The organism is Arcobacter sp. ISO1 (assembly GCF_058105185.1).
Genome location: NZ_CM176573.1, coordinates 2,525,129 through 2,538,813 on the forward strand (window position 1 = coordinate 2,525,129; position 13,685 = coordinate 2,538,813).

The 13,685-nt window shown below is 29.3% G+C and carries 14 protein-coding genes; 2 read left to right on the forward strand and 12 right to left on the reverse strand.

What is annotated here, in order from left to right:
• The first annotated feature begins 142 nt into the window (after window positions 1–142).
• Complete coding sequence (locus AC2TY9_RS12490; protein ID WP_489777838.1) at window positions 143–793, forward strand: response regulator transcription factor; 651 nt, start codon at window positions 143–145, stop codon at window positions 791–793.
• On the forward strand, window positions 786–2,579 hold the full coding sequence (locus AC2TY9_RS12495) for a sensor histidine kinase (protein ID WP_489777839.1): 1,794 nt from the start codon (window positions 786–788) through the stop codon (window positions 2,577–2,579). The genes AC2TY9_RS12490 and AC2TY9_RS12495 overlap by 8 nt, the downstream gene beginning before the upstream one ends.
• Here AC2TY9_RS12495 and AC2TY9_RS12500 read toward each other — a convergent pair.
• The 12 genes from AC2TY9_RS12500 to hyfE all read right to left on the reverse strand — a co-directional run bounded on the left by AC2TY9_RS12500 (window position 2,576) and on the right by hyfE (window position 13,685).
• On the reverse strand, window positions 2,576–4,669 hold the full coding sequence (locus AC2TY9_RS12500; protein ID WP_489777840.1) for a methyl-accepting chemotaxis protein: 2,094 nt from the start codon (window positions 4,667–4,669) through the stop codon (window positions 2,576–2,578). The two genes, AC2TY9_RS12495 and AC2TY9_RS12500, sit on opposite strands and share 4 nt — an antisense overlap.
• A 142-nt stretch (window positions 4,670–4,811) precedes the next feature.
• Entirely contained in the window at window positions 4,812–5,093 is a 282-nt protein-coding gene (locus AC2TY9_RS12505; RefSeq protein ID WP_489777841.1) for a heavy-metal-associated domain-containing protein, read from the reverse strand.
• Between the two features lie 3 nt (window positions 5,094–5,096).
• Window positions 5,097–5,426, reverse strand: coding sequence for a mercuric transporter MerT family protein (locus AC2TY9_RS12510; RefSeq protein WP_489777842.1), 330 nt, complete (start codon window positions 5,424–5,426; stop codon window positions 5,097–5,099).
• Window positions 5,423–6,517 (reverse strand): transglutaminase-like domain-containing protein, encoded by a 1,095-nt coding sequence (locus AC2TY9_RS12515; RefSeq protein WP_489777844.1) that lies wholly within the window; start codon window positions 6,515–6,517, stop codon window positions 5,423–5,425. The genes AC2TY9_RS12510 and AC2TY9_RS12515 overlap by 4 nt, the downstream gene beginning before the upstream one ends.
• A gap of 239 nt (window positions 6,518–6,756) precedes the next feature.
• The gene (locus AC2TY9_RS12520) at window positions 6,757–7,614 is read right to left on the reverse strand and encodes a formate/nitrite transporter family protein (protein WP_489777845.1); all 858 of its coding nucleotides are present in this window, start codon (window positions 7,612–7,614) and stop codon (window positions 6,757–6,759) included.
• Between the two features lie 18 nt (window positions 7,615–7,632).
• Window positions 7,633–8,079, reverse strand: coding sequence for a hydrogenase maturation protease (locus tag AC2TY9_RS12525; protein WP_489777846.1), 447 nt, complete (start codon window positions 8,077–8,079; stop codon window positions 7,633–7,635).
• On the reverse strand, window positions 8,076–8,426 hold the full coding sequence (locus tag AC2TY9_RS12530; RefSeq protein ID WP_489777847.1) for a formate hydrogenlyase maturation HycH family protein: 351 nt from the start codon (window positions 8,424–8,426) through the stop codon (window positions 8,076–8,078). Before AC2TY9_RS12530 ends, AC2TY9_RS12525 begins: the two co-directional genes overlap by 4 nt.
• A 14-nt stretch (window positions 8,427–8,440) precedes the next feature.
• Entirely contained in the window at window positions 8,441–9,256 is an 816-nt protein-coding gene (locus tag AC2TY9_RS12535; RefSeq protein WP_489777848.1) for an NADH-quinone oxidoreductase subunit B family protein, read from the reverse strand.
• Window positions 9,249–9,788, reverse strand: a complete 540-nt coding sequence (locus tag AC2TY9_RS12540) for a formate hydrogenlyase complex iron-sulfur subunit (protein WP_489777849.1) — start codon at window positions 9,786–9,788, stop codon at window positions 9,249–9,251. The genes AC2TY9_RS12535 and AC2TY9_RS12540 overlap by 8 nt, the downstream gene beginning before the upstream one ends.
• Before the next feature lie 9 nt (window positions 9,789–9,797).
• A complete protein-coding gene (locus AC2TY9_RS12545; RefSeq protein ID WP_489777850.1) occupies window positions 9,798–11,537 on the reverse strand; it encodes an NADH-quinone oxidoreductase subunit D-related protein in 1,740 nt (579 codons plus the stop codon).
• 12 nt (window positions 11,538–11,549) lie between these two features.
• Entirely contained in the window at window positions 11,550–13,034 is a 1,485-nt protein-coding gene (locus tag AC2TY9_RS12550) for a hydrogenase 4 subunit F (protein WP_489777851.1), read from the reverse strand.
• 3 nt (window positions 13,035–13,037) lie between these two features.
• Window positions 13,038–13,685: a hydrogenase 4 membrane subunit gene (gene hyfE, locus AC2TY9_RS12555; RefSeq protein ID WP_489777852.1), complete on the reverse strand. Its 648-nt coding sequence runs from the start codon at window positions 13,683–13,685 to the stop codon at window positions 13,038–13,040.

Genomic DNA, 13,685 nt, shown 5'->3' on the forward strand with positions numbered 1-13,685 from the left:
TGCTTGCAAAGTGCCAATTATAATAATATTAATTTATTTTTAATAATTTATATTTTTTTAAGAATTATGAAACAGTTTATGAGTATATTAAGTTTTTATTATCTAAAATATAAGCAAGTTTGATTACTGATAAAGAGAGAAGATGAAAATATTACTACTAGAAGATGATGAGTTTATTTCTAAACAAGTTAAAAATTATTTTGAATTAAATGACCATAAAGTTGATTTTTTTAGCGATGGTCAAAGCCTTTTAGACAACGTAGATTTAAATATCTATGACATTTTTTTATTAGATATTAATACCCCCGTAAAAAATGGCTTTGAAACCCTAAAAGAGATAAGAAAAACATCAGATACTCCAGCAATCTATTTAACTGCCATGAATGAAATTGATTATGTAAAAGAGGGATATTCTATAGGTTGTAACGATTATGTTAGAAAACCTTTTATTTTAGAAGAATTAGAACTTAGAATAAATCAATTAATTCATAAAAATTGTGATGAAGTGGTGAAAATATCAGAAAATTATTCCTTTAATTTATGCAATATGGAGCTTTTTTACAATGATGAAATAGTAGATTTAAATTCTCAAGAAAAAGAACTGTTATACTTATTAATTAAAAACATGGGTGTAGCTGTTAAACCTGAATTAATAAAAGACTATGTTTGGGAAGAGAAAAATGTTTGTGACAATACTTTAAGAACTAAAATCAAAAAATTAAGAACTAAATTAAATGAAAACTTTATAACAAACATTAGAAATATTGGATACAAGATAGAAAAATATGATTGAAATAGAAAAACTTTCACAACAACGAAAAAACTTTGGTTTAAAACTATTTTTTTCATATGTTACATTTACACTTTTACTAATAACGTCTATAACAATAATACATATTTATCTATCAGACGATTTAAGATTAAAAAAATTTGATAGAGAGGCTTCTCTACAAAGTGATGAAAAAAAGAAAGAATTTTATAACTTCTTTATAAAAAGGGGAGACTCAGTTTTAGCAATTGCTAAAAATGAATATTTCTTAAAATTCATAAATGATGGCTCATATAATTATTATATCGATTTACTTTTTCTAACTATGATGGAAGCAAATAAAGATTACATGCAAATGCGTTTTATTGATGAAAAAGGGATGGAAGAACTTAGGTTTGAAAGAGATAAAAAATCTAAAGAGCCTTTTAAAACATTTAAATTTCAAGACAAATCAAACAGATACTATTTCAAAGAAGTAAAAGAACTAAAAAAAGATGAAATTTGGTTTTCACCAATTGATTTAAATATAGAACATGGGAAGATAGAAACTCCCTATAAATCAGTAGTTAGGGTTGCAACCCCGATTTTTATAAATAATCAATTTAAAGGTATACTTATACTAAATATATTTATGAAAGAGCTTTTTGACAGTATCACTAAATCAACCATTTACAATATCTATTTAACGGATAAAAATGGTTTTTTTATAAAACACAAAAACCCAATATACAATTGGTCTTTTTATGATAGTAAATATAAAATTGATGAAGAGTTAGAAAAAGATATTTTAAAAGAGATTTATAGTGAAAATTTAAATGGAAGAGCTTTATCAAGTAATATTTATCTGCAACCATTAACACTACAAAATCAGAGATTTAATCTTATTTTTATAGAAACTGATAAATCCATCAAAGAGGTAAAAGAGAATAATAATAAAATGATTATTGCGATTTTAATATTCTCATTTTTTATGTCTATTTTATTTAGTATAATCTTTTCAAGACCATTAAAACACATGTATGAGATAGTAGTATCTCAAGCAGATAGACTACATGATTTGGCTACAAATTTAGACAAGAAAGTACAAGTAGAGACTTTAAAAAATGCAAAAAAAGATAGACTTATACAAAACCAAAGTAAACTTGCTGAATTAGGTGATATGATTGGGAATATCGCCCACCAATGGAGACATCCTTTAACTAGACTTTCATTAAATTTACAAAATTTAAAAGCATATCACAATAAAGGGAAACTTAGTGATGAACTTTTAGAGGAATCTATAGAAACCTCTTTATATCAAATAGATTTTATGTCAAATACAATTGATAATTTTAAAGATTTTTATAAAAAAGACAAAAAGAAGAAGTATTTTACTATTTATGAATCATATAATTCAATAATTAATATTATTGGCCCTATTTTAGATCACTGTAATATAAATATATCAATAAAAGAAGAAGAAAAAATTTCTATTTTTGGTAATAAAAATGAATTTTCTCAAGTTATTATGAATCTAATAATAAATGCAAAGGATGCAATTGTAGAGAATAATATAAATAGTCCAAAAATAAAAATCACTGTAGATAAAAAAGAAGAATATATTAATATTTTGATTGAAGATAATGCAGGAGGAATTCCAGAAACAATAATAGATGATATTTTTGACCCTTATTTCACAACAAAAGAGGAAAAAGGTACTGGAATTGGACTTTATTTATCAAAAGCAATTATAGAAGAGAAATTCAAAGGAGAAATTTCTGTTAAAAACAGCGAAGAAGGTGCTGTTTTTAACATTAAATTGAAAGCTTAAAAGCTTTCCCACTCATCATCTTTTTCTTGAATCTTAGATTTAATACTCTCATTTCTTACTGAAGATGAAGGTTTAATAAGTTTTTCTAATTCTCTTCTTTCTTCACCTGTATAAGTTTTTCTAGATGATCTGTCTCTTCTTTTTAATTTTTCTTTTCCAATAAACTCTTTTTCATCAGCACTATCAACAACCATTTTTGCAATTTTATCTGTTGCTAAGGCTATTTCTTGTGTTTGAGAAGCAACTTGGGCATTTTTTTGTGTTTGTGTGTCTAATTGTGCAACTGCTTGATTGATTTGTTCTATTCCAGTCAATTGCTCTTTACTAGACATTTCTACATTACTAATTAAGGTGGTAGTCTGATTAATATTTTCATTTAATGCCACATAGCCATTAATCATATTTGTAGCAATCTCTTTACCTTCATTTGCTTTACTAGTTGCACTTTCAACTAAATTTTTTATCTCTTTTGCAGCCTCTGCAGATCTATTTGCAAGATTTCTAACCTCTTGTGCAACTACTGCAAAGCCTTTTCCCGCTTCCCCTGCTGTCGCTGCTTCTACAGCTGCATTTAGTGAAAGAATATTTGTTTGGAAAGCAATTTGATCAATTACTGTAATTGACTCATTGATTAAATTTACTTGTGAATCAATCTCTTCCATTGCAGTTGTTGTTTGACTTGCAAGGATTTCTCCATCTTTTGCTGATTTAGTAACTTTTTGTGAGATTTGAGCCATTTCATCGATATTTTGTGTATTACTTCTAATATTGCCAGTCATTTGTTCTAATGATGCAGCCGTTTCTTCTAAAGATGAAGCTGCTTCGTTGGCATTATTATTTAAAGATTCTACATTTTCTAATAATAAAGCTGAACTATCATCTAATTTTAAACCATCTCTTTTACTTGCAACTAGCATAGTTGTAATCGAATCACCTAGACTGTTAACTCCATTTGCAAGTTTTAATAAATCTTTTTGAATACCATTTGTATTAACCTTGTCAAGATAATTAAAATTAGAATATTTTTCTAAAACATCTAAAACAGTATCAATATTATGTTCTAAGTGAGCAGCCATATTGTTTAATACTTCCTTTAACTGTTGCATTGCTGGATTTGAAACATTTATATTTACCCTTTGACATAAATCACCTTGTTCAAATTCACCTAAAACATTTATTGTTTCATCAATTAACTCTCTATCTTCTCTAATACCTTTTTTAGCTTTTTCAATATTTGAATTAATTAAATCAGACATAACACCAAATTCATCTCTACAAATAATCTGTTTAATCTCTACATCATTTGTTTCTCTATTTAAATATGCAAAAAAGTTTTCTAAACCTTCATTTATAAATGTTACTTTTGATACAATCTCTTTAGTAATCATTCTAAAAATAAAAGACAAAATACCAAGGATAAGTAAAAGAATCAATCCTGCCTTTTGTGCTGAATTCATAAACTCTTCATCTATATCATCAATATAAATTCCAGAACCAAAAACCCATCCCCATGGAGCAAACTCTTTTACATAAGAAAGCTTTTTTTGTAATTTATTTGTTTGTTTATCAACTCTTGAATAATAAACAAAACCAGAACCACCATCTTGTGTAGCTTCAACAAAAGCTTTAAACATATTAGTATTTGCTAGTTTTTTACTTGATTTTGAATCTTTTCCAAAATCGATTGCAGTAGCAGCATTATAAACTTTAGCATCCATAACTTTACCAGCTAAATCTGAATCTATTGGATGCATAATCATTTTTACTGAATCTAAATTATTGTCATTTATCCAAATATAATTATTACCCTCATATCTTAAACTTTTATATGCTTCAATTACATTATTTTTAGCTTCATCTTCTGTTATTTCACCAGTTTTAAATCTTTTATATTCTTTTTCTACAAAGCTATAGGATAGGTCAATTATATTAACTAACTGAGTTTTTTTCTCTTTAACCATCATCTTTTCTTGTCCCAATAAAAGGATAAAAGTTAATACAACCATTGAAATTAGCGATACAATCGATACCAATAACATTTTTTTAAAAACTTTAAGATTACCAAAAAGCTTCTGCCATAATCCATACATATATTCTCCTTGAAGATAATTATTTAATTAAATCATTATTTTAATAAATAAATTTAATATAATATATAAATTATTTTAAAAGGGAGTTTAAAAAGTAAAAAATTATTTACTAATTATTGAAAATAAAATATTTACTAGTTTATTATTTTACAATAGGTTTTTCTGTAGAGATTTCTACACCCTCATAAGATGTAGTTTTTATTGCTTTTAAAATTGAGTCAATTGAGACGTTATCATCGTGTACAACAGTTACTCTTTTTGTGTTTAATCGGGCGCTTACTTTTTCTACACCATCAAGTTTTCTAATAGCTTTTTTAACAGCTGTCGTACATAAAGGACAATGCATACCTTTAACTTCAAAAACTGAAGTTTGTTGTGCAAAAATAGAACTCACTAAAAGAACTAGTAATAATAAAGTTTTCATATTCTACTCCATAAACATTGGAATTATCTCTGGATATAAAAGTATAGATAAAACTAAAAGAAATGCCAAAACTACAAAAGTGTAGTTTTTAAGTTTTTCACCTTTTGTGCATTCACATTTTATTTTTTTATTTAGTTTTCTTATTCCATAGATAAATAAAACAACTGTTAAAACAGCCATTGGAATTCTTATATATTCAAGTGTTGTAAAATAAGTTAAAATACCACCTGAAATACCAAAGAATATAAATAAAAATGCTGGTAAACAACATAGTGTTGATAATAGTGCGGTAAAAACCGCACTAATAATAGGTAAATTTACCTTTTTTTTCATACTCTCTCTTGAGAAGTATAACTATATGCAAAAGATTTTGCATCATAATAGTTTTGTGCATCTTCACCTAATTCAGCATAAGGATAACCTAACATATTTAAAGGATATTGAGTTGGTTTTGGATTTAAAACAAAATCTCTAGCATAGTTAAATGCAACCCAATTCATTTCCCAGTTTCCAAACATGAATTTTTTAGTATCAATTATTTTTTTAGATTCATTTGTTAATTTTTCACCAAGTCTTACTTTTGTAACATCTGCTGGATCTGCTGGAACCCAACCTAAACCACTTGCATAAAACTCTGCTCTACAATGTTGTCCACCAGTAATTTTTGCAAAACCATTTTCATCTGCTTTACCGCAAACTTTTGAGATTTTTGATTTACCAGCTCTAATTCCAAATACCTCTCTTGAAGGGATATTTGCATTTCTTAGTAAGCAAACAAATACAGAACTAATATCAGTACATTTTCCACCATAAATTTTTTCATCTAATGCTTTACCAGCATCTCCAACACCACAACCAATAACTGAGTTGTCTCTATACATTGTAGTTACTGTCCAGTCATAAATTGCCTGAGCTTTTTCTAAAGGTGTTTTTGCATCTTTTATGATTTGTGCAGTAAACTCTTTAAGTTTATCATTTACAGGGATATGAGCAGTTGGTTCGAGATATTTTTTTAATTCACCTGAATAATTTTCATCATTTTTTGCTTTTGATAAATCTGCAAATTTTTGTTTTGTCATTACCTCAAATTTTACATCAATTTTTGGTTCTTTTTCTTCTACTTTCCAAGTTGCGTATAAAACTTTTGTGTTGTATTCATTTTCAACGATTTCTGCTTTTTCATAATTTCCAGAATAAGAGATATCAACTAGTTCTTGATAATTAGAACTTAATGGAACTGGAATCCAAATTTGAGCTTTTTCATTTGATGATTCAAGCTTAAAGTTATTGTTAATTGTAAATTTTCTTACACCCTCTTTGATACCAAATGGGTTTTTATTTTCATTAGCAAGTACTAAGTTAGGAATAACTGTAGATGTTGCAGCCAAGATTGTTGTGTTTTTTAAGAAAGTTCTTCTGTTCATTTTTTTACTCCAAGTGTGTTGAAGCATATGTAGTCATAATAGTTTCACGCATATCAATTATGTCCAAACCTAAACCTTAGGTGATGCTTTATTTTTAAATATTAAACGTAATATTAAACTAATAAGTATAAATCTTTTCTTAAAGGTAAAAAAATTTTTACCTTTAATTTTTTAAGTTAAAATACTTTTATAAACCCTTTTATTCAAAAACCTTCTTCATTTAAAGAAGGTTTTTGAGATTAATCATTTTTCATATCTACTTTATGCGACATAAATCCAATAACACCAACAAAGAAAAAACCTCCAACGATATTTCCTAATGTAACTGGAATTAAGTTTTTAACTAACATTGCTTCAATTGTTAGGTTATTAATTTTGTCAACAGAAACATGAGCTAGATGAGATAAAGCTTCCATATTACCACCAACTTCTGCTAAATAATGAGCTTTAGCTAATAAACCTTCAGTAATAATGAACATATTTGCAACGCAGTGTTCATAACCTGAACCAACGAATGCACCAATTAAAAATACAATACCTAAAATTTTACCTGCTGTATCTTTTGCTGCAATTGCAGTCCATACTGCCATACAAACAAACACATTACAAAAAATTGCTCTAATAAATGCTTCATCAAATGCTAAAGAAGTTTTTCCTGCACCTAATGCAATAAAGTGTTTTAAAATTTCACCATCATATTTTAATGGTAAATTTGTTCTATAATACATATATGCAATTAAAACCGATCCAACAAAGTTGAATACCCAAACTACAATCCAATAAATTATCATTTTACTTAATGGTAATTTATGTTCCATTGTAGTTACACCAGTTAATACTGAACTTGTAAATAAGTGTCCTCCAAAGAACACAACCATCATAAGCCCGGCAGAGAATGCAATACCACCTAAAAAGTTTGCAATCCCTGGTGCTGTAGCTTTTGCTACACCAACAGTTGCATGGGCCCAAAAAATATCACCCATCGCAATTGATCCACCTGCCATAATAGACAAGAAAATTATACTTAACATTGGCATAGTAGCCTTATGCCCTGAACCACCCGATACAGCTTTTGCTGCTTCTGCTGGAGATAACATTAATTAATCCTTTTATTATCATTTATCAAAAATTGTATTAATTTCAATTAACTTTTCTAAACCCCTTGAAGCTGTTTGCTTAGCTTCTGAAGAAATCTCTGGATTTATCTCTAATACATTTTCAATATCTACATTTAGTCCTAAAAACAGAACTCCTTTACAAAAACCTTTTAGATAACTAATAAGTATTGGCATTGGTAAATTGTGAGTTGAATACATATATTCTCTATCATCACTAACATCAATTACATCTACACTACCAACTTTAATACCTGTCATAGCATCACCTATGACTACTAAATCAGGTTTATATTCTCTTATTAAATTGAATTGACTTTCAGGAGTATCTTCTGCATAGAAAACCTTCCACCCTAAATCTTTTTTTTCTAGTAAATTACCTACATAAGCGCTAATACCATCGTCTCCACGTAAAGTATTTCCAACTGCTAAAAATGCTTTTTTCATAATTTTTTCCTAATAACGATATAGCCCTCTTGTAATGAAAGAAATTGCTCTTTTAAAAAACAATCAGGCATTTCATTGACTAGTTTTCTTGCATGCTCAGGGAAAACTTCTATTTCAAAATATTTACTAAGATTTCCAAGCTTAAAAGTTGCATATTTTTCACAAGATTTAAGCATTTCATCATAGGCACTATCTTCTATTTCTCCTACACATTCAACAAAGTCAACACTTCCAATTCCATGTCCTACAGCTAAAGAAAAAATTTTTATTTGTTCCAAGGGTGTTGGCATTTTTTTCTTTGAAGATGGATCTACTTGTCTTTTTGTTAATCTACATATTTCAATCATTATAAACTCACTTTTTATTCAAAAAATTTATATTCATCAAGTATTTTTCCATGATACACCATATGCGTTAGATACACTTCATCATGTATTATTTTCATACACTCAACATACCTTTCATCATCTTCATCATCAAAAGTTTTTTCCAATGCAACCTTTGTTAGGGCAACATTTTTAATATCTAAAGATTGTTTTACAGCATTAATATATTTGTCAAAAAGTTTTCTTGCTAATAAATATCCCATTAAAACTTTTGCCTTTGCCATGACATCTCTTTCAAAAAGTATATTTCCAAATACAGATTCAGTAACTAATTTTAAATTGTCTTCTCCATCTTTATTTTCAATATAATTAACTTTTTGATCTAAGATACCTAAAGCAGTTGCTAATCCATAAATTATTCCTGCAGGATGGGGAGGACATCCAGGGATGTAAACATCCACTGGAATTACTTTATCTGTTCCGCCCCAAGTACCATAAGCATCATGAAAGATTCCTCCACTTGAACCACAAGCGCCAAGTGCAACAACTATTTTTGGATCTGGCATTGCTTCATAAGCTCTTAAAAGAGGATAATACATTTGTCTTGTTACGGGTCCTGTACAAAGTAAAATATCTGCATGTCTTGGACTTGCTACAAGTTTAAAACCAAATCTTTCTGGATCCCACATTGGAGTAATTGCTGCAAAAATTTCAATTTCACAACCATTGCAAGAACCAACATCAACTCTATAAACACTAAAACTTCTTTGTATGTTATTTAGATGTTCTAGTTTTGCTTCTAATGAATTTGCAGAAGCAATATCATCTGGAACTACATATGTTTTACTCATTATTTACTCCTGAAAAATATTTATTAGCCTCTTCAACCACTTTATTTTTTTTACACTCAGGACAAGTTCTAATATATTTTGTTTTTTCTTCTAAACTTTCACTAGTCCAACCTGCTTCTTGTAATCTTTCAAGATTATAAGAGATTAACCTTTTAGTTGTAAAAGCAGTGTCACACACTTCGCAATGTTGTAATTCGAGTTCACCAACTATTTTTAGAGCTTTTTTGTCAAATTTTACAGCTAATTCAAACTGATCTGATTGGACAACTGCATTAGTAGGACACACCTCATCACATCGTCCACAAAATATGCAACGTGCACAATCAAATTCCCAGACTAACTTCTCTGCATTATCATTTAACTTCACATTAATTGCATTTGAAGGACAAGCCACTGCACAAGCTGTACAACCTATACATTTATCATAATCATAAACTGGTTTACCACGAAACCCTTCGTGAACTTCATAAGGCTCAAAAGGGTAATTGTATGTTGCTAAACCATATTTTTTTGCTATGTCTATTATTTTCATACTATTCTCCTACATTTTCATTAAAGGAGAGTTTTTCAATGTCTGTGAATACTGTTTTAAATCTTTATGTGTAAGAATTTTTGATTTTTTCTTATTAACATCAATTACAGTAACTCTTTCAGTACATGAATAACATGGGTCAAGTGAGCATACGATTAATGCTGCATCAGCAATAGTATTCCCTCTAAACTGATATCTTAAAGATGGCCAGTTATTATAAGTTGCGGCTCTACATCTCCATCTATAAACTTTCTGTGCATTTCCATGCATAATCCAGTGAATATTTTCTCCCCTTGGAGCTTCTACATTTCCAATTCCAAAAGCTTCTGGGCTAATAAGTGTTCTTGTTGAAATAACTGTTTGTCCACCTGGAAGCATCTCTAAACATTGTCTAATTATTGAAACAGATTCTAATAATTCATAATATCTAACTGTTTCCCTTGAAAATACATCTCCACCATGTTCTACAGGAACATTAAAGTCAAGTTTGTCAATAAAGTCATATGGATGGTCATATCTTGAATCTCTTTTAAATCCTGAACCTCTAACATTTGGTCCAACAGGAGAAAAATCCCTTGCAACTTGTTTATCTAATACTCCAACTCCAATCCATCTATCAATTTGAGATTTATCATCCATTACTGCATCCCAAACCTCTTTTGTTTGTTGTTCAATAATTTTTAAAAGATCTAAACTTTTTTTAATCTCTTCTCCTGACATATCTCGTCTAAGACCACCCATAACAACATTTCCATAGGTTTTTCTTCCTCCAGTTACTAACTGTGCAAGTTCCATTGAGTATTCACGAATTCTAAATATCTGCATAAAACTAGTCACATTTCCTGTAACTTCACAAGCAAGTCCTATATTTAATAAATGAGAATGAAGTCTTTCTATTTCAAGACAAATAACCCTAATTGCTTGGGCTCTTAATGGAATTTCTAATCCAACTGCTTTTTCAGCTGCTTCTATACAAGCAATGGCATGGGCATAACCACAAATTCCGCAAACTCTTTCTGCAAGATATCCCATTTGGTCATAGTTCATTCTATTTTCTGCAAGTTTTTCCATTCCTCTATGTTGATAAAACAGTCTAAAATCTGCATCAATAATTGTATCTCCATCACAATATAATCTAAAATGTCCAGGTTCATCACTTGTAATATGTAATGGTCCTAAAGGAACATCTAAAACTTTACTTCCTTCAGGATGTAAAAAATCATAATCTGGTTCATCTTTGTGATCAACTGCAGCTGGTCTATGTCTATAATCCATTGCATCTTTTCTTAAAGGATGAAGATCCTCTGGCCAATCATCAGAAAGAACTAATCTTCTTGGATCTGGTAAACCAACAGCTGTGATACCAAACATATCATATGCTTCTCTTTCATACCAAACAGCTGCTGGTACCTTACAAGTTACAGATGGAAAGGTTGGATCATTCGCTGGAAGATAAGCTTTAACTGTCATCCAGCATTTTTCTTCTTGAGGAAGTTCATCCTCTTGAGTCATTTTTCCACCTTCCATAGATAACACATAATACATAGCAAAACTACCATTTAATTGTCGTTCATCATTTGGAATCATACTTGATAGCCAACCACCTAAATCATAATATAAGATTCTAACTGTTTCTGGTAGGTCATTTCTATCTACAGTAATAGTGATTTGGTCATCAGCTTGTCTTTCAACGTTAATAACCTTAATAGTCTCTTCTACTTTTTTTATAAAATTTTCACCTTTTTTCATAATGAATTCTCCTTATACACCAATTATGATTTTTACTGCACTATTTAGTAAAGCAACCCAGCTATCAACTGTGAAAATACCAAATATAATGATTAATGCTGCAAGAGCGATAAGTGGTGCATTTGCTTTTCTTTCTACTTCACCGCATAGAACTTCTGTTTTACTTTTTCCAAAAGTTGCTAAATTATAATGTGAAAAGTCAGCAATAAAAATGATAATCAATCCAATGATAAATAGTGCTACAGGAATATAACCCCCTGAGGCAATAGCTTCTTGAATAATATAAAATTCACTTACAAAAATCGCAAAGCCTGGCACACCAACTAAAGAACAAACTGCTATACCAAACAGTATTGCTGTAATAGGTGCAATTTTAATCATCCCACCCATTTTTTCCATATTTCTAGTACCGTAAATTTTTTGGATATTCCCTGTTACACAAAATGCCAACGCTTTTGTAAAAGAGTGAGCAAGTGAGTGAAATAATGCTGCGAATATTCCAAGAAAACCACCAACACCTAAAGCAACAGCAATCACACCCATATGTGCAATTGAGTGATAAGCAAACATTCTTTTTACATCATGTTGTCTAATTAAAAATAATGCTGCAATAAATACTGTTAAAAGTCCACTTACAATCATTACATTTTGAACAAACTCAAACCCTAAAGTTGAGTTTCCTACAACTGCGTAGTATCTTACTAAACCTAATAAGGCACATTTTAAAAGAATACCTGATAACATAGCTGAAGCAGGAGCTGGACCTTCTGAGTGAACATCTGGTAACCAAGTATGCGTTGGAGCAAATCCTGCTTTTGTACCAAAACCTATTAATACAAAAACAAAAATTAATTTTAATGCATCTGGATTAATCTCTTTTGCATGACTCATTAATGTAGTCCATAACATAGTGCTATGACTATCATTGATTACTGAGAAACCTGCACTATATAAGAGAACAGTTGCATATAAAGCAAATGCTAAACCAATACTACATATAACTATATACTTCCAACCACTTTCAGTTGATTTTTTACCTTTATTTAAAGCAACCATAAATACTGAAGATAATGTAGTTGCTTCAATTGCTACCCACATTAGTACAATATTGTTTGCTAATACTGAAAATGTCATTGTAAAAATAAATAGGTGAGATAAACTAAAAAATAGCTTCACATCTTTTTGTGTTAAATGACCATCTTCAACTTGCCATTGCATATATTTAATAGAATAAATATTTACAAGAACTCCTGTAACTGCAATTAGTGTGACAAAAACTCCACCAATTGCGTCTAAAAATAGCATCTGATCAAGAATAAAATATGTTTTGCCATTTACAACACTAGCAACAGCTGCTAATCCTAAAATTGCTTCAATAATTGCTCCTCCTAAATGAATAGAAGTTAAAGTTTTCAAGTCTTTTTTTAAAAACCAAATTAGACCTGAGATAATTAAAGGAACAATCAATATAAGAAATAATAATAATTCAATACTCATACTTTATCCTTTCAACTCATTAGCTTTAGATACATCTAAAGATCCAAAATATTTAAAAAATCTTTGAGCTAAAATAGACATAATCACCACTGCAAAAATCGCATCAGTTAATATCCCTAACTCTGCAATTTCTGGAGAGTTATAAGCCATTAAGGCAAGAGATAAATGTATTCCATTCTCAAACATACAATAAGCTAGAATCTGTTTTATTGCAGAATTTCTTAAAATAAAACCAAAAATTCCCATCATGAATACTGTAATTGATGCCATTAATGGAATTGACTCTTTAATTAGAGAAAACTCTAAATAAATTGGATAAATTGCCATTGCTATTGCCAGTGAAAAGCCCATTGCAATGATAGGACTTACAAAAAATCCTGCAACTGGTTCATCTTCACTTTTAACATCTAATTTTTTTACTAACTTCAATAAAAACATTGGAATAAAAACAACTTTTGTAAAAAAGGCAATCATTCCCCAAATACTTAATTGTTCTGCATCAAATCTAAATGCAAGTGTAAAAAATATTGTAACAAGTATGAATGTTTGTACTGCATAGGTATAAATTGAAAGCTTGTAATTTCTAAGTGAAAATACACCCAATGAAGTTATAATAATTGCTATTGATAAAATACTTAATAAATTCAACAT